We start from the raw sequence: 24,110 nt of genomic DNA on the forward strand, positions 1-24,110 counted from the left end.
ACCATGATGACCGCAGTCGCCCTCGAATCGGGGTACTGGAACTCGCTCGGCGAGGGCGTAGGGGCGATCATCCTCTATGCCATGATCGGGCTGGCCCTCATGCTCGTCGGCTTCTACGCCATCGACCTGACCACCCCCGGCAAACTGCGCACGCTGGTGGCCGAGGGCAAGCCCAACGCCATCATCGTCACCGCCGCGGGCATGGTCAGCATGGCCCTCATCGTGGTTCTGGCCACCTACGCCTCGGCGGGCAAACTGTCCGAGGGCCTGATCGCCGCCCTCGTCTACGGCCTCGTCGGCATCATCGCGCAGGTCATCTCGGTCCGCGTCATCGAACGCGCCCTCGGCATCGATATCGGCGCCGCTCTGCACGCCGAGACCTACACCACGGAAGTTCTCGTCGTAGCCGCCGCCCACTTCGCCCTCGGCCTGGTCGTCGCGTTCGCCATCCTCTAGCCGCGCCGAGTGGCACACCGTGGAGGGTGTTCCCGGCCTCGAGCACCGCCATGTGCCACTCGTCGGACGTCTTTCACGAGACTTGGCTGCCGTCAGAGTCCCAGTAGCGCCCGCGGAGGTCGCGTTTGAGGATTTTGCCGGCGCCGGACATGGGGAGGGCGTCGGCGAATTCGATGCTGCGGGGGATTTTGTAGTTGGCGATCAGTTGTTTGCAGTGGATGGTGAGTTCGTCGGGGGTTGCTTGCCGGTCGGGTAGCAGGACGACGACCGCGTGGACGCGTTCGCCCCACTGGTCGTCGGGGATGCCGATGACCGCGCACGTCGCGACGGCGGGGTGCTTGGCCAGCGCGTTCTCGACCTCGATGCTGTAGACGTTCTCGCCGCCGGTGATGATCATGTCCTTGAGGCGGTCGACGACGGAGATGTAGCCGTTGTCGTCCATACGGCCGCCGTCACCGGTGTGCATCCAGCCGTCGCGGATCGCCTCGGCGGTGGCCTCCGGCTTGTTCCAGTAGCCGAGCATCACGTTGGCGCCCTTGACCACGACCTCACCGACGGTGCCGCGCGGAACCTCGTTGTCGTCGGCGTCCACGATCCGGACCTCCACGTGCGGCGCGGCGCGGCCCGTTGTTTTGGCAAGCACCGGATCGTCGTGGTCGGCGGGGGAGAGCAGGGTCGCGATCGGCGACAATTCGGTCATGCCGTAGGCCTGGGTGAACCCGGCGGCCGGGAAGGTCTTGCGCGCCTTGGCGAGGACCGATTCGGAGATCGGGGACGCACCGTAGACGAGGTGCTCGACGCTGCTGAGATCGACATCCGCCGCCGCGGGGTCGTCGACAAGCATCTGGATCATCGTCGGCACCAGCAGACCGTCGGTGACCCGGTGCTCCGAGATGGCCCGCAGCACACCGGCGGGCGTGAACATCGGGACGATGACGTGTGTCGAGCCCGCCACGTTGCCGCACCCCCAGACCGCGAAGTCGGCGAGGTGGAACATGGGGGCGGCGTGCAGCAATCGACCGCCGATGGAGATGACATGGTTGGTGGCGAGCGAGCCGAGCGCCGAGGTGACGACGTTGGCGTGACTCAGCATGACGCCCTTGGGGAAGCCGGTCGTCCCGCCGGTGTAGAAGACGCCGAGCAGTTCGTCACCGCCGACCCGAACGTCTTCGACCGGCTCGCTTTGCGCGATCAGCGTTTCGTAATCGAGGGTTCCCGCCGGTAGTGCGCCGTCGCCGATGAAGATCACCGTGCGCAATTGCGGGAACTCCGCCAGGATCGGCCCGATCGCCTGCGCGAACGCGTCGTCGACAAGCAGCACCCTGGTGTCCGAATCCCGTAGGGAGTACACGACTTCCGCGGGACTCCAGCGAATATTGACCGGGTTGACCACCGCGCCGAGCCACGGCACCGCGAAGAAGTATTCGTGATAGCGATCGGAGTTCAATGCCAGGATGGCGACCCGGTCGCCCTGCCGCACACCGAGATTGCGGAGCGCGTCGGCGAACCGGGCAATGCGGTTGTGGGATTCGGCCACCGTGCGAACTCGATCACCGAAGACGGTGGCGATCGAATCCGGGCGCTGCTGCACCGCGCGATGCAGCGACTGGGTGAGATACATCGTTTCCTTACTTGCCGTTTGCGCGACCTTGTGATGCGGCCGCATCCCGGAGCTGGTTAATCAGTATTCACTTAGGTGGCGGAGCCTAACGTGACGCAGACCACTCGCGCAATAGTCGACTCGGGCTGTTGCCGCGGCGACCTTCTGCCCTGGTGGGTGGTGCCGCGCGCGCCGAAACGGGCCGAATGGCCGTACGTCGCGCGGGTGGGCCGCTTCGGTGTGAGCTTTGTCGTCGTTCTCGCGTCTTCGACGCCTTGACATTCCACATTGGAGGGTGCATTCTGATGTCACCTTCCACTGTGGAGCATTGAACTCGTCGTTAGGACCTGGAAATGGAAATCTCACCCGGAACTCGGGCTTCCGACGCGGAGCGTGACAAGGTCGTGAAGCTGCTCAGCAGGCATCTGGCGGACGGACGCATCGATCTGGTCGAATACGACCAGCGCGTCGCGCGCGTCTACGCCACCGCCACCCGCGACGACCTGCAGTTGGTGCTGTCGGACCTGCCCAAGCTGTCGAAAGAGTCATCGGCTCCGGCCCAGGCGCCCGCCAGGTTCCCGATCTGGCAGCAGATCGAGGGCACCTCGTGGCTCGGGGTCAGCGTGCTTGTCCTCGCGATCTGGGGCGCTATCTCGCTCAGCGTCGGTGAGTTCACCTACCCCTGGCCCATATGGGTGATCGGCCCGTGGGGCGCGGTCCTCGCCTTTCGCATGCTGGCCGGTTTCGAGTCCGGCCGCTTCGGTCGCCGAACGAGCTGAAACGTCGCCATGCTCGGTGATCCGGTGGCGCTGGGCTATCCCTCCTGCACTTCACCTACCGCGCCGCCCTCCGGGCGGCTCGTTCCGACGTCCGCCTTGCTTTTCTTCGCGGTGGTGCCTTGGTGGTTCGTTGCGCTGCGCGCCCGACAAGGCATGCCGGTGCGCGTTCGGCGACTCGTCCCGACGGCTCGGTAGCTCGCCGCGCCGCGGGATTGCGGGTTCGTTCCAGCGCTGATCCTGAGATCGGGGCCGGTGGGAAGTCGGCGACTGGTCCTGGTCTGCCGGTGCTGTCTTGCTGCTGCGGGACGTCCGCGAACGATCGCGGTGCGACGTGGACGCGTTGTCGCGGTGTGCGGTGGAGGCGTTGTCGCGGTGGGATGCTGCCGATCCGGGGCGGTGCGAGGTTGCCGGCTTATCGCGTCGCGCTGCCGAGGAACGATCGTGACCGGACGAAATGGGCTGGGGCAAAGCGGGTTTGATCACCGGTAGCTTACGAGTGGGATGCGCGGGGTCGACGCCCTTCTCGCGGTAGCGGGCCGGGATGCCGTGGTGGCGTAACCAGGCTCCAGGATCGTAGCGGCAGTGGTGGTCGAGTTCGGGGACGGTGTCCTCGAGGAGGACGAGCAGATCGCCGTCGCCGCCGCCGAGCGCCGCCCGAATAGCGGGGAAGGACGTGGGGCGGAAGGTCCAGGTCCATTCGTATTCCGGATCGGGGCCGCCGAGGTCGTGTCCGTGGAAGACCAGATTCCCCGAGGTGGAAATGCCTGCGCGCACGGACCGGCCCGCGGAGGCGATCAGGAACTCGTGCTCCCCGACCCGCTGCGCCACCGTGATCTGGAAATATCCTGCGGCAAGGCCCGTGATCCCCAACCCGGTCGCGACGCCGATTTCCACCCACCAGCTCGTCGATTTCGAGCTGTCGCCGAACTCGCAGGCATAGAGGAAGAGCAGGCTGCCGAGCACCAATGCGGTAATCCGGGCAAGCCGCAGCGCCACGATGGTTGTGGCCGACGCGGCTGGCATGCGCTGTGCTCCCCAATGAATTCCGGCGGGCGATCAGAGTGGATCGTATGCGCCGCCCGGGCATCGCGACAGGACAAGCCGGAACTGCGGTCGCCGGTCACGTGACCGGTGTGAGGTTGGCGTCGAGATCGAGGAACGCGCGGTCGAGAATGCCGCTCGACGGATCTTCTCCCGAATGTTCGCGGCGCCGCGAACAAGGACGGTGTCGACGAACTGTTCGAAGCGGACGATGAGCCCGCCGCAGACGGTGAAATGGTGTGCGACAAGGACATTCAGCCGCGCACCGGTCGCCCTGTTGCGCGCGCCATCAGGTGTTCGACCAGGCCGGACGGTCGGACGGTGACGAATCGATAGGTGGAAGTGGTCGGTTGGCGCGATGGGCTCGGCTGAACGTTGCGCCGAACAGCTGATCGATGAACCTGTCGTCTCGAAGCCGGGCGCTTGCTGACAAATGCGCCGGATTCGGTCGCGCAGATCGCCGACCGGCTCGGTTTCGACGATGCCTCGAACTTCCTCGAAGCACTTCCAGCAGCGTGCGGGCCGGACCCCGGCCGTCTTCATCACCACCGGGACCGCTCGTGGCCGACAAGCGCCACTCGATCCGCGCGGCCACATGGCAAATCTCGAGCACACCCAAGTGCTGGAAATCCCGGGACGACTCGATAACCTACCTGTGTCCGTGGTTGCAGTATGGGGAGAACTCGTGCACCGGAGTGCACCCCGTTCGCGTGGTGCCGCCCGCTGACGAGGTAACCGGCCGGCGACGGATACCATGACTGGTCGCTCCGCAGGGCTGGGCGACCAGTCCGAATCTCCGGCCACCGCACGGAAGGGTCGTCGAACTTGCACCTGAAGAGCCTGACGTTGAAGGGCTTCAAGTCCTTCGCGTCCGCGACGACGCTGCGCTTCGAGCCGGGCATCACCTGTGTGGTCGGCCCGAACGGCTCGGGCAAGTCCAATGTCGTCGACGCACTCACGTGGGTGATGGGGGAGCAGGGCGCGAAGGCGCTGCGCGGCGGCAAAATGCAAGACGTCATCTTCGCGGGCACCTCCGGCCGCGCGCCGCTCGGCCGCGCCGAGGTCACGCTGACCATCGACAACTCAGACGGTGCGCTGCCGATCGACTACGCCGAGGTGTCCATCACCCGGCGCATGTTTCGCGACGGTGCGGGCGAATACGAGATCAACGGCAGTTCCTGCCGCTTGATGGACGTGCAGGAACTGCTCAGCGACTCCGGTATCGGGCGGGAAATGCACGTGATCGTCGGGCAGGGCCAGCTCTCGGCCATCTTGGAATCGCGTCCCGAGGACCGCCGTGCGTTTATCGAAGAAGCCGCGGGCGTGCTCAAGCATCGCAAGCGCAAGGAGAAGGCGGTCCGCAAGCTGGAGGCCATGCAGGCCAACCTCGCCAGGCTCACCGACCTCACCACCGAACTGCGTCGCCAGCTCAAGCCGCTCGGCAGGCAGGCCGAGGTGGCGCGGCGCGCGCAGACCGTGCAGGCCGATCTGCGCGACGCACGCCTGCGCCTTGCCGCCGACGACCTGGTCACCAGGCGCGGCGAGCTGGAGAGTCAGCAGAGCAAAGAGGCCTACGCGCGCGAGCAGCACATCACCGTGCACACCGAGCTCGATGCCGCGAACGCCGCACTGGCGCAGCAGGAATTCCAGCTCTCCCGGCTGACACCCAGCGCCGAGGCGGCAGGTCAGATCTGGTTCCAGCTTTCCGCGCTCGCCGAGCGGGTGAACGCCACCATCCGCATCGCGGGCGATCGGGCCCGGCACCTGGACACCGAAACCCCGGTCGGCACCGGCCGCGACCCCGATCAGCTCGAGGCCGAGGCGCAGCGGGTGGAGGCCGAGGAGGCCGAGCTGCGTGAGTCGGTCGAGATCGCGGTCGAGACGTTGGAGGCCGCGCGTGACCAGCTCGGCGAACGCGAGCAGGCTGCCAAGGCCGCCGAGCAGGCGCACCTGGCCGCGGTACGGGCCATCGCCGATCGACGCGAGGGTCTGGCAAGGCTGTCCGGACAGGTCGACACCCTGCGGACCAGGGCGCAGTCGGTGGACGCGGAGATCGCCAGGCTCTCGGTCGCGATCACCGAAGCCAGGTATCGCGGGGATGCCGCGCAGGCCGAATACGACACGGTGCAGGGTGAACTCAGTGAACTGGACGCGGGTGAGGCGGGTCTGGACGCGCAGCACGAGCATGCGGTGCAGGCGCTGACGCTGGCCGATCAGCGCGTCGCCGAACTGCGCGAACAGGACCGCGACGCGACCAAGCGGGTCGCCTCGCTCAGTGCCCGCATCGAAGCGCTCGGCATGGGTCTTGCCCGGCGTGACGGCGCGGCCTGGCTGGTCGAGCATCGCGCCGAGGGTCTGCTCGGGCCATTGTCGGGCCTGATCCGGGTGCACGGCGGATTCGAGGCAGCGGTCGCGGCGACGCTCGGTCCGCTCGCCGACGCGGTGGCGGCCGATACCGGTGCCAGCGCGCATGCGGCGGTGCGGGCGTTGAAAGAAGCCGATGGCGGTCGCGCCGCACTGGTATTCGGCGCGTCCGATGCCTCGATCGCGCAGCGCGGCGCGCTTCCGGGCGGTGCCCGTTGGCTGTCGGACGTCGTGGACGGCCCGGACACCGTGCGCGGTGCCATCGTGGCGTTGACCACCGGTGTCGCGGTGGTCGATGACCTGGCCGCCGCTGTCGAACTGCTGGGGGTCCGGCCGGAGCTGCGGGTCGTCACCCGCGACGGCGACCTCACGGGCACCGGTTGGGTGCTCGGCGGATCCGACCGTGCGCCGAGCCAGCTGGAGATCCAGGCCGATATCGACACCGCCAAGGCCGACCTCGTCGCCGCCCAGCGCCGCGCGGAGGAATTGGAAGCCGCGCTGTCCGGCGCGCTCGCCGAGCAAACCGATCGCAAGGACGCCGTCGACCACGCGCTGCTCGCGCTGCACGAATCCGATCAGGCTCTGGTGGCGATCTACGATCGGCTCGGCAGGCTCGGGCAGGTCGCGCGCACCGCGCAAACCGACTTCGAAAAGCTGACCGGTCAGCGCGCCGACACCGAGGCCAGTCGCGAGGAATCGCTTGCCTCGCTCGCCGACCTCGAGACCAGGCTGCGCAACGCCGAACTCGAGCACGCTGACATCGACGCCGACGGCATCGGCGCGGCAGGCACCGAATCCGCGGGCCGGGACCGCGAAGAAGCCGCCGCCGCGCTGGCCGAGGCCCGCTCGATGGAGGTCGAGGCACGGCTCGCGGTGCGCACCGCGGAGGAACGCGCGGAATCGGTTCGCGGTAAAGCGGATTCGCTGCGCCGGGCCGCCCGCGCCGAGCGTGAGGCTCGTGAACGCGCCGAACGCGCCCACGCGGCACGGCGCAAGGCCGCTGAGGTGGCGGCCGCCGTCGCCGAATCCGGCGCCCGTGTCGCCGCCGAATTGGAGATCGTGGTCGCCGAGGCCGCCACGCGCCGTGACGATCTGGTGCGACGTCGCACCGAATGCGCCGCGCAGGTCGATCAGGTGAAGGAGCGCTCCCGTGCCCTCGCGACCCAGCTGGCTCAGCTCACCGACGCCGTGCACCGCGACGAGGTGGCGAAAGCACAGGCGGCATTGCGAATCGAACAGATCGAAGCGACCATCTCCGAACAGTTCGGCATCGCGCTGAACGACCTGGTCGCCGAGTACGGCCCCGACGTGCCGACACCGCCGTCGGATCTGGAATGGCTGGAATACGAGCAGGCCAAGGAACGCGGCGAGCAGGTCTCCGCGCCCGCGCCCATGCCCTACGACCGGCAGACCCAGGAGCGCCGGGCCAAACGCGCCGAGAAGGACCTCACCACCCTCGGCAAGGTGAATCCCCTTGCGCTCGAAGAGTTCGCGGCGCTGGAGGAGCGCTACAACTTTCTGTCCACACAGCTCGAAGACGTCAAGAGCGCCCGCAAGGACCTGCTCGATGTGGTCGGCGAGGTGGATGCCCGCATCTTGCAGGTCTTCACCGAGGCATGGGAGGACGTCGAACGAGAATTCGTCGGCGTGTTCGCCAAGCTGTTCCCCGGCGGCGAGGGCAGGCTGCTGCTCACCGACCCTTCGGACATGCTCACCACCGGCATCGAGGTGGAGGCCCGCCCGCCCGGCAAGAAGGTCAAGCGCCTCTCGCTGCTGTCCGGTGGCGAGAAGTCGCTGACCGCGGTCGCCTTGCTGGTGGCCATTTTCCGGGCCCGCCCCTCACCCTTCTACGTGATGGACGAGGTCGAGGCGGCGCTCGACGACACCAACCTGCGCCGATTGATCGGCTTGTTCGAGCAGCTGCGCGAGAAGAGTCAGCTGATCGTCATCACCCACCAGAAGCCGACCATGGAAATCGCCGATGCTCTCTACGGTGTCAGCATGCGCGGCGACGGCATCACCCAGGTGATCAGCCAGCGATTGAGCCGGGAGAACCTGGCGCCGGCCGGCTGAGCCCGGGGAATCGGGCAATTGTGCCGCTGGTGCGGCGTCCGGGTCGAAAGCTGCTGTCCTGGGATGTTTTATCGCTATCGTCGTGCTCATGAGCAACAGCCGCGGGTGGGAAATGGGTGGCCTTGCCGCCATCGTCGGGTGCGCATTGCTGACCGGCTGCGGCTCGGACGATCCGCATGCGGGCCACTCGGCGACGACTTCGCATGCGCCGGGGACGGCGACATCTGTACTGCCGCAATCGAGTTCGACGACGGGCGCTGCTCCGTCGGCCCCGACCTCGAACGTGCCGATCGGCGAGGTCCCCGGCAACGCGAACGCCGCGACGGCGTTGCAACCGTGGGCACGGGATCTGGTCGCCGATGACATCGACCGGCTGGTTCGCACATGCTGGACCATCGACCCGAAGAATGTCAGGGACATGTACGCCGACAAGGACGGGATCCTCGCCGCGATCGCGCAACCCGGCATCGATGGTCAGTTCGCGATCATCTGGAAGGGGCCGACCGAGACCGTCAGCGTGAAGCGCAGCGAGGTCGCCTCCGGGTACGCGTGCCCGAGGGTGGCTCCGGCCGGGTCCGATACCAGCCTCGACGAAGGCGACGCCCGCTACGCCGTCCAGCGTTACCTGTCCCGATGGATCGGCAAGCCGGTGCATCCGGACGACACCGAGGGCAAGTACCCGCTCGTCTGCCCGGGGTCGGTGCCGGCAGCCAACCCGGGAAGGCTCACGGGCGTCACCGCATTCGCCGACAACCAGCTGACCTCGAGGTCGACGGGTATCGCCGACGTCGAGGTATCGGTGCCGGTGACGAATTCGTCCGGCGCCACCCAGACCATGGTCTTCACGCTGAACATCGGTCCGGAGGGCTACTGCATAAACGACATCAGCGGCTGACCCGGGTGACGCCGAGCAGGGACGCAACCGGGCGATGAGCGAAGCCTGTTGTCGGGCTGATCCTCTCGCGTATCACGCTCGTGTAGTCGGGACCGGCGGCATGAGACGGGTTCCGGGCCAACGGAGCGAAATGTCCGGCCGCAACCTGCGTGGGTGTCAGTACGTCGAACCCACCTGGTCGCTGCCCAGCAGCGCCTTGATTTTCGCGGCTCCGGTTGTGGCGAGCCAGGATTCGAAGGTTGTCAGCTCGGGGTAGATGTGCCGCAGCTGCGGGAGATCGGCATGCCAGCCGCCGGTCTCGCGGACCAGCCGCCACGTGTTGCCGATCTGTTCGCCGATGGCGTCCGCCTCGGATTCTTCGAGCTCGTGGTAGCTGACTTGGTGTCCGATGGCCGCGCTGATCAGCGCGACTGCTGTCGAAGGCAGGACTGCGTCGCTGGCCAGTTCGATGGTGCGGCCGTGCAGGCGGTCCGGATCGGCGAAAGCGAGCGCGGCGAAGGCCGCGATATCGGCCAGTGCCACCACCTGCAGCGGCTGATCGGCAGGGAAGATGTGCTTGTGGACGCCGTCGATGATTCCGTCTACCGGTGAGGTGCGCAGCAGGTAGTTCTCCATGAACCGGACTGGTCGCAACAGGGTGTATCGCAGGCCGCTGGCTGCGACGGCGTCCTCGATGACTCGTTTTCCGTCCTGGCCCCAGGCAGAGTCCGCGCCCATCGAGGCGACGCCCGTGAACACGATCTGCTCGACATTCGCGCGCTTCGCCGCGTCCAGCACCGCGAGGCCGCGTTCGGCCTCCATATCGCTATTCCACCCGGTCGGGCCGAAAGCCGCAGGGGGGATGAGGAATACGCCACGAACGCCTGCGACGGCGCCGTCCAACGTGCTCGGAGTGTCGAAGTCGGCGACTGCCAATTCGGCGCCCGCGTCCGCGAGGGCGCGTGCCGCGGGCGCTGCGGGATCGCGCACCAGCGCACGCACCGCGACGCCGTCGGCCAGCAGTCGGCGGGCGGTGGCGCCGCCCTGCCTGCCGGTGCCGCCGGTGACAAGAATGGGGTACTGCTGAGGGGACATTCGTGCCTTCTCTGCTCGATCGAACTGTGCTCGATAGAATCGGGTCGGGCGACCCGTATTCGAGACCATACGGGCGCGTCGACCCGGTTGGCCAGGTCAGGAATGGAAGGCCGTAACGAATGTCCGCTCCGATATCACCGCTCAGCAGTGCTGCGCGGGCCGACGCCCGACGCAATCGCGCGCGCGTGCTGGCCGCCGCGCAACGGGCCTTCGCCGAGCAGGGCACCTCGGTGTCGCTGGCCGAGGTCGCGCGCAGGGCAGGGGTCGGCGCGGGCACGGTGTACCGGCATTTCCCCACGAAAACCGATCTGCTGGAAGCGGTTATGCAGCAGCGCGTCGACCGGCTCGCCACGTTGGCGGCCAACCACCTCGACGCGCCGGACCCGGGCGCCGCCTTCTTCGCGGTATGCACCGAGGTGGTGTCCAGCGCCCCCGGTAGTCAGGCATTATGCGACATGGTGCAGTCCGACGACGGCTGGCCGAAAGCCCTGGTGCGCAGCGCGGGAGAGCGGTTCCATCAGTCACTCGGCGCGTTGCTGGCCGCCGCGCAACGGCAGGGCGCGGTCCGTGCCGACATCGCCCTTGCCGATGTGCTCGACATCTTCACCGGATGTGTTGCGATCCAGCGACATCAGCGCCCGGACGGGAGTCTGGTCCGCGCCGCTGTGCTCGTGTTGGACGCGATGCGCGCACACCCCGCAGCGCCCGTAACGAAATTCGACATCGAGTCGGGGAGTCGTAACGAAATTGCGGAACGTAACGAAACTGTCGACGCCGCCCGCTGTCCGATCTGCGGCTCGGCAGTGCGGCATACCGGCACCGGCAGGCCGGCCCGCTACTGCTCCCCGGCTTGTCGCCAGAAGGCGCACCGCCTACGCGCTACCCGCGCGGCACTGATTCGGGCCGGGGCCGCGAGCTGACCTGTTCCGAGCCCACTCGGTATGGCCGCAGCGACGACGTAGTCCAACCATCGCCCCTCCGGGCAGGCCACGGCCGGATCCTCAGCGCTGCCATGCTGCTGCGGTCGCGATGTGCGCAGCGTCACAGACGAGGCATGCGATGTCCGCCGCATTGGTGGCCATCTTCGCCACACGCGGTGAGACGGCGTCGAGATGCTGATCCAGCGGTCCGGAATGCCGGAAGCGACTAGCGGACGCTCGCTCGCGGGCGACCCGAGCCTGCTCGGATTGTCGCCGGACGGCGGCAGGCCTCAGAGCAGGTCGCTGACGTCGTCGGGCACGTCGACGGCGTATTTGCGCAGGATATCCATGGAGATCACTTCCAGCGCGTTCTCATGGGTGGCGGCCAGCACGATGGGTGCGGCGACACCGTCCTCGTGGGCGTGCAGCCAGCGCACGGCCACCACGCACCACCGGTCTCCGGGTTGCAGGCCCGGGAAGTTGTTCTCCGGGCGCGGCGTACTCAGATCGTTGCCGATGGACGCCTGATGTTCGAGGAACTCGGCCGTGACGACAGTGCACACCGTGTGGCTGCCCAGATCCTCCGGCCCGGTACTGCAGCAGCCATCCCGGTAGAAGCCGGTGAGAGGATCGGTGCCGCACTCTTCCAGCGGTCCCCCAAGCACGTTTCGATCGGTCACGTCGACGATCCTATTGTCAGTTCGCGAGAAGTTCCGCAGGACAAGAAATCTCGGGGGTTGTGTGTCGGTGCCCGGGCGGCGTGGTAATGCGGACCAAGCGGTTCTGCAAGGATGGTCCGCGTGAGTTCCGAAGCCTGGATCCTGATCGCCGCGGTTGCCGCCCTGCTGCTGGTGGTGTTTGTCGCCGGATTCGTCCTGTACAAACGCCGTCGCATCACGCTGACCCCGGCCGCCCCCGAGAAAGAACTGACCGACCGGTCCGGGGGTTATTCGGCGTCGGGCGGCTTCAACTTCAGCCAGGGCGGTACGGCCACCGCGACACGCCCCGAACCCGCGCCGATCGAGCGCACCGACACCGACGGGCAGCCACATGTCGGTGACGATGCGGCGATTCCGCGCGACGCGCCCAAGCGCGGCATCACCAATGTCCCGCTGCCCGAGGGCGATGTCGACCTACTAGAGCCCGGGTCGGCCGCGGCGGCCGAACAGACCGCCGTCGCGGACGACTCGGCTCCTGCTGTGGCCGCGACGACAGCGGTCGAATCGGATACCGCCGCCGCAGCGCCGGAGGCCGAGGCGCCGGAGGCCGAGGCTCCGACAGTTGCCGCGCCGACCGAGAGCGCGCCGGCCGAGACCGTCGCACCCACCGACACCGCAGCGCCTGCCATAACCACGGCCCAGCCCGACGCTGCCGCCCCAGCAGCCCCGGCTCCCACCCTCGACGAGATCGAGCCCACCGAAGGTCGCCTCGTCCGGCTGCGCGGACGGCTGTCCCGGTCGCAGAACGCCGTCGGCAAGAGCCTGCTCGGCCTGCTCGGCGGCGGCGACCTCGACGACGACTCGTGGGACGAGGTCGAGGACACCCTCGTGCTCGCCGATCTCGGCACCGCGAGCACCGCGGCGATCGTCACGCGGCTGCGTGAGGAGATGGCCGCGCGCAGCGTCCGCACCACCGACGAAGCCCGTGCCGTACTGCGTGAGGTGCTGATCGAGGCGCTGCGCCCCGAACTGGACCGTTCGATCCGCGCGCTGCCGCACGACGATCATCCGTCGATCCTGCTCGTCGTCGGGGTCAACGGCACCGGAAAGACCACCACCACCGGCAAACTCGCGCGTGTGCTCGTGGCCGACGGCCGGCGCGTACTGCTCGGCGCCGCCGACACCTTCCGCGCCGCTGCTGCCGACCAGCTGCAGACCTGGGGCGAGCGCGTCGGCGCGGATACCGTGCGAGGGCGCGAGGGCGCGGATCCTGCGGCGGTCGCGTTCGACGCGGTCAGCGCGGGCATCGAACGTGGCGTCGACGTGGTGCTGATCGACACCGCGGGACGGCTGCACACCAAGACCGGCCTGATGGACGAGCTGGGCAAGGTCAAGCGTGTGGTGGAAAAGAAGGCGGTAGTCGACGAGGTGCTGCTGGTGCTCGACTCCACTGTCGGACAGAACGGGCTGATGCAGGCAAGGGTCTTCGCCGATGTGGTCGACATCAGCGGTGTCGTGCTCACCAAGCTGGACGGAACGGCCAAGGGCGGCATCGTCTTCCAGGTACAGCACGAACTCGGTGTGCCGGTGAAACTGGTCGGACTCGGCGAGGGCGCCGACGACTTGGCTCCCTTCGAACCTGGCGCTTTCGTCGACGCACTGCTCGGCTGAGCGGCCAACCAACTCGGCCGAGCGGAAGATTTGCCAGACCTACCCATCGGTAACCGAGTGTGCTGATCCTCCGACACGCACCTCACGACAGGGCAAAACGTCCGGTTTGCATCGCGAAACGTGTTAGCAACACAACTGCGTCATGCGTTCACCTAGGTGAAACACGACAGCGCCGCGGATGAAACACCGAATGAGGACCCTTTCGTTCAGGTCCATTTGCCGGAGTCGGCTGGGCCCGAGATGAGGAGGACATTAAGGTGGCATTTCCCCTTACCGGTGCACCGGACACCGGTGACACCGCATGGATGCTGGCAAGTTCAGCACTCGTGCTGTTGATGACGCCGGGTCTGGCATTTTTCTACGGCGGCATGGTGCGTTCCAAGAACGTGCTGAACATGATCATGATGAGCATCAGCGCAATGGGCCTCGTCGGCGTGTTGTGGTCGCTGTACGGATACTCGACGGCCTTCGGCGACAACAAATTCGGCGTGATCGGTGATCCCGCGCAGTTCTTCGGACTGAAGGGCCTGATCGGTGGCAACGCCACTGCCGAGGTCAAGGACGCAGCCGGCGCGGTGACCACCGAGGCGGTGAACATTCCGCTCGCGGGCACGATTCCCATGAGCGTGTTCGTCGCGTTCCAGCTGATGTTCGCGATCATCACGGTTGCCCTCATCTCGGGTGCGGTTGCTGACCGGCTGAAGTTCGGTGCCTGGCTTTTGTTCGCGGGTATCTGGGTGACGGTCGTGTACTTCCCGGTGGCGCACTGGGTATTCGATTTCGATGTGAAGGACGCCGACGGCACTGTTGTGCACGAAGGCGGCTGGATTGCCAATAAACTCCTCGCGGTCGACTTTGCCGGTGGCACCGCGGTCCACATCAATGCCGGTGCGGCCGGCCTGGCTCTGGTCCTCGTGCTCGGTAAGCGCAAGGGCTGGCCGACCACGCCGTTCCGTCCGCACAACCTGCCGTTCGTCATGCTCGGCGCCGGTCTGCTGTGGTTCGGCTGGTTCGGCTTCAACGCGGGCTCCGCGATCACCTCGGGTGGTCTCGCCGGTTCCACCTTCATCATCACCACCGTCGCCACCTGTGCCGCGATGCTGGCCTGGCTGCTCGTGGAGAAGTTCCGCGACGGCAAGCCCACTTCGCTGGGCGCGGCCTCGGGCATCGTGGCCGGTCTGGTCGCCATTACTCCGTCCTGCTCCTCGGTCAACGTGCTCGGCGCGCTGATCATCGGTGCGGTGGCGGGTGCACTGTGTGCGCTGGCGGTCGGCCTGAAGTTCAAGTTCGGCTTCGACGACTCGCTCGACGTGGTCGGTGTCCACCTGGTCGGCGGCATTGTCGGCACCCTGATGATCGGCCTGGTCGCCGCTCCGGAGACCGGCGCGGCCAAGACCGGCCTGTTCTACGGTGGCGGTCTCGATCAGCTGTGGCGGCAGGCGGTGGGCGCGGGCGTTGTCTTGGCCTTCTCCTTCATCGCGACGCTGGTCATTGCCTATATCGTGAAGTTCACCATTGGGCTGCGCGCCAGCGAGGAAGCCGAGGCGGTGGGCATGGACGAGTCCGAGCACGCTGAAACGGCATACGATTTCGCTGCTGTGGGTGGCATGGCACGTACGGCCGTCAAGGAGGCATGACGACAATGAAACTGATCACCGCAATTGTCAAACCGTTCACGCTCGAGGACGTCAAGACCGGACTCGAGCAGGCGGGTGTGCTCGGGATGACCGTCAGCGAGGTGCAGGGCTACGGCCGCCAGAAGGGCCACACCGAGGTCTACCGCGGTGCCGAGTACTCCGTGGATTTCGTTCCGAAGGTTCGCGTCGAGGTAGTCGTGGACGACGCCTCGGTCGACAAAGTAGTCGAGGTGATCGTCGAGGCCTCTCGCACCGGAAAGATCGGTGACGGCAAGGTCTGGGTGACCCCGGTGGAATCGATAATCCGGGTCCGGACCGGCGAACGCGGGACCGACGCTCTGTAACACGGAAAATCGAATCGAGCGGCGGCCCCGCTCCCACCGGATCGCCCGGTCGGGGCGGGGCCGCACGTATTGAATGGGCGGTGGGTTTGTGGCTAGTCAGGACGCCAAAGACGGAAAAGTTTCCAATGGCGCGGCAGATCTGGTCCGCGCTCGGACCCAATTGCTCGACGGCGGGCTGCCCCGCAATCCCCGACTCGATGCCGAATCGCTGCGGCTGGCCTTGGTCGATTTGTTCGAACTCTGGCTGACAAGTAAGGGCGCCGAACTCGGTATCACCGCGGATAGTGGACTCGCTGTTGTGGCGGTCGGCGGCCTCGGCCGTAAGGAAATGCTGCCGTATTCCGATCTGGATCTGGTGCTCTTGCACGACGATGTCGACCCCGCCAGGGTCGCCGACGTCGCCGATAAACTCTGGTATCCGTTGTGGGACGCCCACATCAAGCTCGACCACAGCGTGCGGACCGTCCCGCAGGCACTGCGGGTCGCCTCCGATGATCTGATCGCCGCGTTCGGCATGCTCGAGGCCAGGCACATTGTCGGTGACGCGGAATTGAGCAACCTGCTCATCGGCGGGGTGCGCCGCGAATGGCGGACCGGCATCCGTTCCCGGTTCGACGAATTGATCACGCAGGCCGAAGCCAGGTGGCAGCGCAGCGGTGAAATCGCCCATCGGGCCGAGCCCGACCTGAAGAACGGCCGCGGTGGCCTGCGCGATATCCAACTGCTCGACGCGCTGTCGATCGCCCAGCTGACCGACGCCATGCCGGGGCTCGGTCCCGAGGTACCAGGAGGTGGATTCAAACAGGCTCATCGCCGTTTGCTGGATGTTCGCACGGAGCTGCACAGGGTGGCCGGTCGGGCCCGCGACCAGCTTCGCGCCCAGGACGCCGACGAGATCGGCGGCGCGCTGCGGATCGGTGATCGCTTCGATCTTGCTCGCACACTGAGCGATTCCGCCCGGACGGTGAGCTACTCCGTCGATGTCGGGCTGCGGACCGCCGCGAACGCGCTGCCACGGCGCGGCCTCGCCCGATTGCGGCGGATGCCGGTGCGTCGACCACTCGATGAGGGGGTGGTCGAGCACGCGGGCGAGGTCGTGCTGGCACGGGACGCGCGGCCGCAGCGCGATCCCGGGCTCATTCTGCGGGTGGCCGCTGCCTCGGCGCAGACGATGCTGCCGATGTCGGCGACCACATTGAACCGGCTCTCCGAAGACGCGCCGGAACTGCGCGAGCCATGGCCGAAGGACGCGCTCAACGACCTACTGGTCCTGCTGGGCACCGGGCGCGGTGTCATCGACGCGATCGAGGCGCTGGATCGAACGGGCTTGTGGGGCAGGCTACTTCCCGAATGGGGCGCCGTACGCGACCTGCCGCCGCGCGACGCCGTGCACACCTGGACCGTCGATCGCCACCTGATGGAGACGGTCGCCTACTCGAGCGCGCTCAGCACCAGGGTCGCTCGCCCCGACCTGCTTCTGCTCGGTGCGCTGCTGCACGACATCGGCAAGGGCCGCGCAGGCGATCACAGCGTCGTCGGCGCCGAACTTGCCACCCATATCGGCCGCAGGCTCGGCCTGTGGCCCTCGGACGTGCGGACGCTCAGCGCCATCGTGCGCAACCACCTGCTGTTGCCCGAAACCGCGACCCGCCGCGATCTCGCCGATCCCGACACGGTGCAGTTCGTTGTCGATGCGCTCGGTGGCGATGTGCAGCTGCTCGAGCTGCTGCACACCCTTGCCGAGGCCGACTCGCTGGCCACCGGACCTGGTGTCTGGGGTGACTGGAAGGCCTCGCTGATCGGCGAACTCGTCCGCCGCTGCCGCCTCGTCATGGCGGGTGAACAGCTGCCGGTACCCGAGCCGATCGCGCCGGAGCTGCTCGCCAAGGCAGCGGCCGGCGGGGTACACGTCGATCTCCGGCCGGGCGAGGGCAAATACACCTACACCGTTACCGTCATCGCACCCGACGCTCCCGGCCTGCTTTCCGATGCCGCGGGCGTGCTGGCGTTGCACTCGCTGCGGGTGCTCTCGGCGGCTCTCGGCGGCGAAGGCGCTGCGGCAGTTAACACTTTCGTGGTGTCGCCCAAGTTCGGTGACCCGCCGGATGCGGGGCTGTTGCGGCAGGAGCTGATCCGCGCCATCGCGGGCGATCTCGACCTGCCCGCGCTGCTTGCCAAGCGAGAACGCGAAGCCGCCGGAGTGGGCCCGAGCCCGTACGCGCAGGCACAACCGCGGCTGATCTGGTCGGCGACTTCGACGCCGGGTCAGGTAATCCTCGAGCTGCGTGCCGAGGATCGGATCGGCCTGTTGAGCCGGCTTGCCGCCGCGCTGTCCGGCTGCGGGGCGGGGGTACGCTGGGCAAAGGTGGTCACGATGGGTTCCGCGGTGGTCGACGCCTTCTGCCTCGACCTCGGCCCCGACGATGGTCCTGGCCGTCGCGAAGCCATCGAAAAGGCCATTATGGGCGTCGTTCCCCGGCCCGCGCCGAAGCCGCCCGAGGGCGTTGGTGCGCCCGGCTCCGGGAGCGGCTCCTGACACGGCCGGACGAATAACCAAACTGTTGCGCACAATTTGCTAGAAGTCGTATGCAGGGTGGTCGGTGGGCCCTAACATCAGAGCGTCTGGCTGTCGCGAGCATGAGGGGAGCAAGTCGGTGGCAATTGAAGTCGTATCAGCGTCGATGATGACGAGTGACGAGACCACGCACATGGCACGGTGTGTCGGCGGCGACCGGTGGGTCGTCTCATGGCTGCCCGGCCGGACGCTCACCGGCCAGCAGGCGGTGACGGCGATGACGATTGCCACCACGGTCGAGGCGCACGACGAGCCGACCGAGGCAGCGTGGGCCATGCTCGACGATCTGGCCCTCGACCTGGGCCTGACGGCCCGCGAGGCGGTCTACATGGTGGCCATCGAGAATCGCGACTATCGCAAGACGGCCAAACCGCGCCGCCGTACCCTCGAGTAACCGTTCCTCGAATAGCAGAGCTCTTCTACCTCGAAGGACACACCGCCTGCGCGAACAGGTGGGCGGCCCCATTACCCTGGGATACCAAAGTGACGTCCCTCGAGATCAGGAGCGCGATCGGTGTTCGAATCCCTGTCCGACCGGCTTACCGGTGCCCTCAAGGATCTTCGCGGTAAGGGGCGTCTGTCACCGGCCGACATCGACGCCACCGCTCGCGAGATCCGTCTTGCTCTGCTCGAGGCGGACGTCGCGCTGCCCGTCGTTCGCGGTTTCATCGCGAAGATCAAGGAACGGGCCAAGGGCGCCGAGGTGTCCGGGGCGCTCAATCCCGCGCAGCAGGTCGTCAAGATCGTCAACGAGGAACTCGTCGGCATCCTCGGCGGTGAAACCCGCAGGCTGACCCTCGCCAAGAATCCGCCGACGGTGATCATGCTCGCCGGTCTGCAGGGTGCCGGTAAGACGACCCTTGCCGGCAAGCTGGCGAAATGGCTGAAGGGCCAAGGGCATCAGCCGTTGCTGGTGGCCTGCGACCTGCAGCGCCCTGGCGCTGTCACCCAGCTGCAGGTGGTCGGTGAGCGTGCGGGCGTGCCCGTGTTCGCGCCGCACCCGGGCACCTCCATCGGCGGCGGAGAGAACGCGCTGGGTGTCTCGGCCGCAGATCCGGTGGCGGTGGCCGAGTCCGGTATCGCGGAGGCGCGCAGCAAGCAGTACGACGTCGTCATCGTCGACACCGCGGGCCGTCTCGGCATCGACGCCGAGTTGATGGCGCAGGCCGCGGGCATTCGGGACGCGGTGCAGCCTGACGAGACGCTGTTCGTGCTCGACGCCATGATCGGCCAGGACGCGGTCAACACGGCGGAGGCCTTCCGCGACGGCGTCGGCTTCACCGGTGTCGTGCTCACCAAGCTCGACGGCGACGCCCGCGGTGGCGCGGCACTGTCGGTGCGCAATGTGACCGGCGCGCCGATCATGTTCGCCTCCACCGGTGAGAAGCTCGAAGACTTCGACGTCTTCCATCCCGACCGGATGGCCAGCCGCATTCTCGGCATGGGCGATGTGCTCACCCTGATCGAGCAGGCCGAGCAGGTCTACGACGCACAGCAGGCCGAAGACGCCGCCCGCAAGATCGGCAGCGGTGAGCTGACCCTCGAGGACTTCCTCGACCAGATGCTGGCCATCCGCAAGATGGGCCCGATCGGCAACCTGCTCGGCATGCTGCCGGGCGCGGGCCAGATGAAGGACGCGCTGGCCCAGATCGATGACAAGCAGCTCGACCGGGTTCAGGCGATCATCCGTGGCATGACCCCCGCCGAGCGGGACAACCCGAAGATCATCAACGCCTCCCGCAGGCTGCGCATCGCCAACGGCTCCGGTGTCCAGGTCTCCGAGGTCAACCAGCTCGTCGACCGTTTCTTCGAGGCCAGGAAGATGATGGCCGCGATGGGCCGTCAGATGGGCATGCCCGGAGCGCGGCGCGCCAATGCCAAGAAGGGCAAAAAGGGCAAGAAGGGCGGTCGCGGACCGACGCCGCCGAAGGTGCGCGGCGGTTTCCCGGGCCTGCCTGCCGGGATGCCGGGAATGCCCGGTATGCCTCCCGGGATGCCGGATCTGTCGGGGATGCCCGCCGGACTCGACCAGCTGCCCCCGGGTCTGGAGGGCATCGACCTTTCGCAGCTCAAGTTCCCCAAGAAGTAGTCCTCCAGTCCGCAGATCGTGGTGTGCCGCATGTGATTTCGCGTGCGGCGCACTGCTGTTTCATGGTGCTCGAACGCATGCTCCACTGCCGTGCCGACGGATGCGCCCGAGATGGCGTGCCACGCTCGTGGCCGTAACCCGGGGGCGACAGTGTGAGCGGCGGCCCATCACCGTCGGGGCAGTCGAGGACGGACCGGTTCGTTCGGTGTCAACCGGCCTGCGGCCGATCGGGCGTCCGCCCCGAACGTGCCGTCAGTGGTCGAGCGTCCGGTGACTGCGCAGGACGCTCGATTTGCGGGGGAGAGGCGGGAGTCCGTCCGGCCTGTCGGGTAGTAGCGGTGGCTGCGTTGCGAGGGTGGGCTCGACGCACTCCCGACCGGCCGTACGCATTCGGAGTGCCCTCGCTCCAGCGTGACTGTCCTGCGGCGTGGACAGTAGGTTGTAGGCAGCCGACGCCGTCCAGGAGGTAGCTGTGCATCTGCGAGGTGTGGTTCTCCCTGATGACGACATGCGTGACCTGTGGGTGCGCGACGGGCTGGTGTCGTTCGAACCGGTGTCCGGTGCCGAAACACTGTGCCGCTCAGGATGGATCGTGCCGGGGCTGGTCGACGCGCACTGCCACGTCGGTATCCGGTACGGCGGGGGAGACGAGGACCGGGACGGCGCGATCGCGCAGGCCGAGACCGAACGCGATGCCGGCGCGCTGCTGCTGCGCGATGCCGGGTCGCCGATCGACACCCATTTCATCGACGACCACGAGGACCTGCCGCGGATCATCCGAGCGGGTCGCCACATCGCCCGCCCTCGCCGCTACATCCGCGAACTCGGCATCGAGCTCGACGACGAGCGCGACCTGCCCGAGATCATCGCCGAGCAGGCCCGATTCGGGGACGGCTGGGTGAAGATCGTCGGCGACTGGATCGACCGCTCCGCCGGCGACCTGCGGCCACTGTGGAGCGACGCCATCCTGAAGGACGCCATCGCCGCCGCCCACGCCAACGGCGCCCGCGTCACCGCCCACGTCTTCGGCGAGGACGCTCTCCCCGGCCTGATCAACGCGGGCATCGACTGCCTCGAACACGGCACCGGCCTCACCGACGACACCATCGAGCTGATGGTCGAGCACGGCACCGCCCTCGTCCCCACCCTCGTCAATATCGACACCTTCCCCGAGATCGCCGACAGCGCGACCAAATTCCCCGCCTACGCCGCCCACATGCGGGACCTGCACCGCCGCGTCCGCACCACCGTCGCCAATGCGCACGACGCGGGCGTCCCGATCTTCGCGGGCACCGACGCGGGCGGTTCCGTCCGACACGGCCGCATCGCCGACGAAATCGCCGCCCTGTCCGGGGCCGGGCTCTCCGCCCACGATGCCCTCGGCGCCGCCTCCTGGAATGCCCGTGCGTGGCTGCGCCGCCCCAGCATCGAGCACGCTGCGCCCGCGGACTTCGTCGTCTACCTGGACGACCCTCGCGTCACCCCGGCTGCCCTCACCGAGCCCTACGCGGTGGTCCTGCGCGGGCGGGTCGTGAAGGCCAGGAACCCAGTGACCGGACATCGGTGAACGTCGACCGGAGGTAGGCCGCATCCGAGCGCCCACCCAATCCGCGTTGTCACCGGGTTGGTGCGTTCCGCCGGGTCGGCGCGTCCGCGGGGTTTGCGTTCCAGTGGGGTCTCTCGTGGCGGCTCGGCCTGCGGTGGCGAGCGCGGGCTTTTCTGCGGCAGAGGCGGGCGATCGGCCGGAAAACGAGAGGTCAAAGGCGTAGGGTCGATCGATGTGACCATTCGCCTCGGTTATCAGATGCCCAACTTCAGTTACGGCCGGTCGGTGCGGGAGTTGTTCCCGACCGTTATCACGCAGGCCGGGGAGGCCGAAGCCGCGGGCTTCGACACCGTCTTCGTGATGGACCACTTCTATCAGCTGCCCGGTCTCGGCGCGCCGGATGCGCCGATGCTCGAGTCCTACACCGCGCTGGGTGCGCTGGCCACGGCGACCGAGCGAATTCAGTTGTCGGCGTTGGTCACCGGCAACACCTATCGCAATCCCGCGCTGCTCGCGAAGACCGTCACCACGCTCGACGTCGTGAGCGGTGGCCGGGCCGTGCTCGGCATCGGCGCGGGCTGGTTCGAGCTCGAACACCAGTCCTATGGTTTCGAATTCGGCACCTTCACCGAACGGTTCGAGCGGCTCGATGAAGCGCTGCAGATCATCCACCCGATGCTGCGCGGCGAACACCCGAGCTTCGCGGGCAAGTGGTACCACACCGAGAAGGCCATGAACGAGCCAAGGATTCGCGACGATCTGCCGATCCTGCTCGGTGGCGGCGGTGAGAAGAAGACCTTTGGTCTCGCCGCTCGCTACGCCGATCACCTCAACATCATCTGCAATGCCTCCGAGCTGCCCCGCAAGATTGCGGCACTGAACGAGCGCTGCGCCGAAATCGGGCGTGACCCAAAGACGTTGGAGGTCAGCTACCTGTGCTTCCTGATGATCGATGAGGACGGCGACCGGGTGCGCAAGCAGCAGCAGGACATGATGCGCGGCATGGGTGTCGACCTCTCGACCCTCTCTGAGCAGGAGCGCAGGCAAACTCCCGCCGACCGCCAATTCGTGGGCACGCCAGCCGAAGTCGCCGAACAACTGCAATCACGGGTGCTCGATCACGGTGTCCAGGGACTGATCGTCAACATGGTCACCAACGGCCACGAGCCCGGCGCGGTCGATCTCGCCGGGCGCACTTTGGCGCCACTGGTCGGCTGACCAACTCGGCGTCGGCAGTCGACGCGCCGATCGACGCGAACGACGGCCGACCAGCGCGTCGCGGGAATACCCTCGGCGCGTGACGATGTGGTGTGTTCCCGGCCCTCGCGATCCCGCGGATCGCTGCCGCGTATCCCTCGGGTCATCAATGGTGATGCGTCTCGAAAGGATTGGTCGGTGGCGGTGAAGCGAGCGTCCTACGGTGTCGATGCGCCGTTTGTGTTGTTCATGCTCGCCGCGATCGCGGGTGTGTACGCCGTCACGACGGTCGTTGTCGGATACGCCCAGCATGTGGGCTGGATCTGGGTCTGGCTGCTGATCACCGCCGCGATGGCCGCGCAATTCGCGCTGTATCTGCACGCGACTCGACGCGGCAAATTCCAGGTCTGGGATCGGCTGCTCGACGAGCTCGACCTACGTGGTGACGAGTTGCTGCTCGATATGGGCTGCGGCCGCGGCGCGGTGCTGCTCGCCGGGGCCCGCCGACTGCCCGACGGTCACGCCGTCGGCGTCGACCTGTGGCGATCGGTCGACCAGTCCGGCAACAGTGCGGCGACCACCGAATGGAATGCGGCTGCCGAAGGCGTCGCCGATCGCATACAGCTGCACACCGGTGACATGACCGAGCTACCGTTCGCGGACGGCGACTTCGACGTGGTGGTCTCCAGCCTGGCCATCCACAACATCAAGACCGCGGCAGGCCGTGCCGCCGCGGTTCGGGAGGCGCTCCGGGTCCTGCGCCCCGGCGGCCGCCTCGTCATCGCCGACATCGCCAAGACCCGCGAATACGCGGCGGTACTGACCGACCTCGGCGCCGTGCGGGTCGCTGTCGCGCCGCTCGGATGGCGAATGTGGTGGGGCGGCCCGTGGATGTCCACACGTGCTGTCACCGCCACCGCCCGCAGCTGACCCGGCGACGAATTCCGGCGGCAGGCCGCGTCTACATCCACAGACCTAGCGCCGAGCGGAATGCCGGAAGAACCGCCCGTCAGTGGCACCTGACCGCGGCAAATGCTCAGACCGGCGCTCCGTCGTGCGCCGCACACCGAGGTGTCAGGGCTCGGGAGGCGATTTCAGGGGAGGCGGGGGTGTCTGGCACAATGGACCACCGTCCTTCCTGGACAGTGTCAGCCCGTCTCCGGTTACGCACCGCGCGGCGGTCACACACT

The 24,110-nt window shown here is 67.4% G+C and carries 18 protein-coding genes; 14 read left to right on the forward strand and 4 right to left on the reverse strand.

Annotated features, from left to right (window positions below; genetic code table 11):
* Window positions 1-6 precede the first annotated feature (6 nt).
* A complete protein-coding gene (locus ACFU4Z_RS26475; protein WP_379067858.1) occupies window positions 7-456 on the forward strand; it encodes a DUF350 domain-containing protein in 450 nt (149 codons plus the stop codon).
* 73 nt (window positions 457-529) lie between these two features.
* Here ACFU4Z_RS26475 and ACFU4Z_RS26480 read toward each other — a convergent pair whose 3' ends face one another.
* On the reverse strand, window positions 530-2,122 hold the full coding sequence (locus tag ACFU4Z_RS26480) for a long-chain-fatty-acid--CoA ligase (protein WP_379067594.1): 1,593 nt from the start codon (window positions 2,120-2,122) through the stop codon (window positions 530-532).
* 287 nt (window positions 2,123-2,409) lie between these two features.
* Here ACFU4Z_RS26480 and ACFU4Z_RS26485 point away from each other — a divergent pair, with 287 nt between their 5' ends.
* Window positions 2,410-2,835, forward strand: a complete 426-nt coding sequence (locus ACFU4Z_RS26485; protein WP_379067596.1) for a DUF1707 domain-containing protein — start codon at window positions 2,410-2,412, stop codon at window positions 2,833-2,835.
* Between the two features lie 51 nt (window positions 2,836-2,886).
* Here the strand turns inward: ACFU4Z_RS26485 and ACFU4Z_RS26490 are convergent, their stop codons facing one another.
* Entirely contained in the window at window positions 2,887-3,858 is a 972-nt protein-coding gene (locus ACFU4Z_RS26490; protein ID WP_379067598.1) for a hypothetical protein, read from the reverse strand.
* 843 nt (window positions 3,859-4,701) lie between these two features.
* On the opposite strand from ACFU4Z_RS26490, the gene smc reads away from it, so the two are divergent.
* Complete coding sequence (gene smc, locus ACFU4Z_RS26495; protein ID WP_379067600.1) at window positions 4,702-8,313, forward strand: chromosome segregation protein SMC; 3,612 nt, start codon at window positions 4,702-4,704, stop codon at window positions 8,311-8,313.
* A gap of 88 nt (window positions 8,314-8,401) precedes the next feature.
* The gene (locus ACFU4Z_RS26500; RefSeq protein ID WP_379067602.1) at window positions 8,402-9,208 is read left to right on the forward strand and encodes a hypothetical protein; all 807 of its coding nucleotides are present in this window, start codon (window positions 8,402-8,404) and stop codon (window positions 9,206-9,208) included.
* A gap of 156 nt (window positions 9,209-9,364) precedes the next feature.
* Here the strand turns inward: ACFU4Z_RS26500 and ACFU4Z_RS26505 are convergent, their stop codons facing one another.
* Window positions 9,365-10,282 (reverse strand): NmrA family NAD(P)-binding protein, encoded by a 918-nt coding sequence (locus ACFU4Z_RS26505; protein ID WP_379067604.1) that lies wholly within the window; start codon window positions 10,280-10,282, stop codon window positions 9,365-9,367.
* Window positions 10,283-10,401: 119 nt separating this feature from the next.
* Here ACFU4Z_RS26505 and ACFU4Z_RS26510 point away from each other — a divergent pair, with 119 nt between their 5' ends.
* Entirely contained in the window at window positions 10,402-11,202 is an 801-nt protein-coding gene (locus ACFU4Z_RS26510; RefSeq protein WP_379067606.1) for a TetR/AcrR family transcriptional regulator, read from the forward strand.
* A 290-nt stretch (window positions 11,203-11,492) separates the two neighbouring features.
* On the opposite strand, the gene ACFU4Z_RS26515 is transcribed toward ACFU4Z_RS26510, so the two are convergent.
* The gene (locus ACFU4Z_RS26515; protein ID WP_328404030.1) at window positions 11,493-11,882 is read right to left on the reverse strand and encodes a DUF2237 domain-containing protein; all 390 of its coding nucleotides are present in this window, start codon (window positions 11,880-11,882) and stop codon (window positions 11,493-11,495) included.
* A gap of 111 nt (window positions 11,883-11,993) precedes the next feature.
* Here ACFU4Z_RS26515 and ftsY point away from each other — a divergent pair, with 111 nt between their 5' ends.
* The 9 genes from ftsY (at window position 11,994) to ACFU4Z_RS26560 (ending at window position 23,850) form a co-directional block, all read left to right on the forward strand.
* A complete protein-coding gene (ftsY, locus tag ACFU4Z_RS26520; protein ID WP_379067608.1) occupies window positions 11,994-13,532 on the forward strand; it encodes a signal recognition particle-docking protein FtsY in 1,539 nt (512 codons plus the stop codon).
* 257 nt (window positions 13,533-13,789) lie between these two features.
* The gene (locus ACFU4Z_RS26525) at window positions 13,790-15,169 is read left to right on the forward strand and encodes an ammonium transporter (RefSeq protein ID WP_379067610.1); all 1,380 of its coding nucleotides are present in this window, start codon (window positions 13,790-13,792) and stop codon (window positions 15,167-15,169) included.
* 5 nt (window positions 15,170-15,174) lie between these two features.
* Window positions 15,175-15,513, forward strand: a complete 339-nt coding sequence (locus tag ACFU4Z_RS26530) for a P-II family nitrogen regulator (RefSeq protein WP_040780799.1) — start codon at window positions 15,175-15,177, stop codon at window positions 15,511-15,513.
* Between the two features lie 88 nt (window positions 15,514-15,601).
* Window positions 15,602-18,049 (forward strand): [protein-PII] uridylyltransferase, encoded by a 2,448-nt coding sequence (locus ACFU4Z_RS26535; RefSeq protein ID WP_379067612.1) that lies wholly within the window; start codon window positions 15,602-15,604, stop codon window positions 18,047-18,049.
* 118 nt (window positions 18,050-18,167) lie between these two features.
* Window positions 18,168-18,482 (forward strand): hypothetical protein, encoded by a 315-nt coding sequence (locus ACFU4Z_RS26540; RefSeq protein ID WP_379067614.1) that lies wholly within the window; start codon window positions 18,168-18,170, stop codon window positions 18,480-18,482.
* 120 nt (window positions 18,483-18,602) lie between these two features.
* Window positions 18,603-20,177 (forward strand): signal recognition particle protein, encoded by a 1,575-nt coding sequence (gene ffh / locus ACFU4Z_RS26545; protein WP_379067616.1) that lies wholly within the window; start codon window positions 18,603-18,605, stop codon window positions 20,175-20,177.
* Window positions 20,178-20,685: 508 nt separating this feature from the next.
* Window positions 20,686-21,744 carry an amidohydrolase family protein gene (locus ACFU4Z_RS26550; RefSeq protein ID WP_379067861.1) on the forward strand — a complete coding sequence of 353 codons (1,059 nt, stop codon included), beginning with the start codon at window positions 20,686-20,688 and terminating at the stop codon, window positions 21,742-21,744.
* A 213-nt stretch (window positions 21,745-21,957) separates the two neighbouring features.
* Window positions 21,958-22,941: an LLM class F420-dependent oxidoreductase gene (locus ACFU4Z_RS26555; protein ID WP_379067618.1), complete on the forward strand. Its 984-nt coding sequence runs from the start codon at window positions 21,958-21,960 to the stop codon at window positions 22,939-22,941.
* Between the two features lie 228 nt (window positions 22,942-23,169).
* The gene (locus ACFU4Z_RS26560; protein WP_379067864.1) at window positions 23,170-23,850 is read left to right on the forward strand and encodes a class I SAM-dependent methyltransferase; all 681 of its coding nucleotides are present in this window, start codon (window positions 23,170-23,172) and stop codon (window positions 23,848-23,850) included.
* Window positions 23,851-24,110: the final 260 nt, after the last annotated feature.

This window comes from Nocardia sp. NPDC057440, from assembly GCF_042802915.1.
GTDB lineage: Bacteria > Actinomycetota > Actinomycetes > Mycobacteriales > Mycobacteriaceae > Nocardia.